Origin of the sequence: Pseudarthrobacter albicanus (assembly GCF_018224015.1) — a bacterium.
GTDB classification, from domain to species: Bacteria; Actinomycetota; Actinomycetes; order Actinomycetales; family Micrococcaceae; genus Arthrobacter; species Arthrobacter albicanus.
Window position 1 is genome coordinate 1 of the sequence record NZ_JAGPOT010000176.1, and the last position, 1,806, is coordinate 1,806.

General features: G+C 57.0%; 1 rRNA gene. It reads right to left on the reverse strand.

The features are described from left to right. Positions 1-1,806, reverse strand: a 23S ribosomal RNA gene (locus J9611_RS21250); the annotation flags it as partial.

Sequence of the window (1,806 nt, forward strand, 5' to 3'; positions counted from 1 at the left end):
TTAGTCCTGTCTTCCACGTCCGGCCTATCAACCCAGTGGTCTGGCTGGGGGCCTCTCACACACAAGGTGTATGGAAATCTCATCTCGAAGCGGGCTTCCCGCTTAGATGCTTTCAGCGGTTATCCCATCCGAACGTAGCTAATCAGCGGTGCACTTGGCAGTACAACTGACACACCAGAGGTTCGTCCGTCCCGGTCCTCTCGTACTAAGGACAGCCCTTCTCAAATTTCCTGCGCGCGCAGCGGATAGGGACCGAACTGTCTCACGACGTTCTAAACCCAGCTCGCGTACCGCTTTAATGGGCGAACAGCCCAACCCTTGGGACCTACTCCAGCCCCAGGATGCGACGAGCCGACATCGAGGTGCCAAACCATGCCGTCGATATGGACTCTTGGGCAAGATCAGCCTGTTATCCCCGAGGTACCTTTTATCCGTTGAGCGACGGCCATTCCACAATGTACCGCCGGATCACTAGTCCCGACTTTCGTCCCTGCTCGAGATGTCTCTCTCACAGTCAAGCTCCCTTGTGCACTTACACTCGACACCTGATTGCCAACCAGGCTGAGGGAACCTTTGGGCGCCTCCGTTACTTTTTAGGAGGCAACCGCCCCAGTTAAACTACCCATCAGGCACTGTCCCTGACCCGGATTACGGGCCGAAGTTAGATGTCCAAAGTGACCAGAGTGGTATTTCAACGATGACTCCACCCGGACTGGCGTCCGGGCTTCAACGTCTCCCACCTATCCTACACAAGCCACTCCGAACACCAATACCAAACTATAGTAAAGGTCTCGGGGTCTTTCCGTCCTGCTGCGCGTAACGAGCATCTTTACTCGTACTGCAATTTCGCCGAGTTTATGGTTGAGACAGCGGGGAAGTCGTTACTCCATTCGTGCAGGTCGGAACTTACCCGACAAGGAATTTCGCTACCTTAGGATGGTTATAGTTACCACCGCCGTTTACTGGGGCTTGAATTCTCAGCTTCGCCTTGCGGCTAACCGGTCCTCTTAACCTTCCAGCACCGGGCAGGAGTCAGTCCGTATACATCGTCTTGCGACTTCGCACGGACCTGTGTTTTTAGTAAACAGTCGCTTCCCCCTGGTCTCTGCGGCCCCTGCACGCTCCGGACAGCTTGTGTCCATCACGCTGGGGGCCCCCCTTCTCCCGAAGTTACGGGGGCATTTTGCCGAGTTCCTTAACCATAATTCTCTCGATCGCCTTAGTATTCTCTACCTGATCACCTGTGTCGGTTTGGGGTACGGGCGGCTGGAACCTCGCGTCGATGCTTTTCTCGGCAGCATAGGATCACCGGATCCCCCCGGAAGGGGGTCCCATCGGGTCTCAGGCCTCATGAACGGCGGATTTGCCTACCGTTCGCCCTACATCCTTAGACCGGGGCAACCATCGCCCGGCCCGGCTACCTTCCTGCGTCACACCTGTTAATACGCTTGCCTCCCAGGATCAGGTCCCGCGCTCCACCAAAACCCGCACACCCCGAAGGGTGATCGGGCAGGTCTCGGGCGGTTAGTGTCCCCTGTTCAGCATGGGCGGTTCTTCGCCGGTACGGGAATATCAACCCGTTGTCCATCGACTACGCCTGTCGGCCTCGCCTTAGGTCCCGACTTACCCAGGGCAGATTAGCTTGACCCTGGAACCCTTGATCATTCGGCGGACGGGTTTCTCACCCGTCTTTCGCTACTCATGCCTGCATTCTCACTCGTGTGGGCTCCACCGCTGGTTTACACCGCGACTTCACTGCCCACACGACGCTCCCCTACCACTCCAGACACCTGAACCGGTTCCACA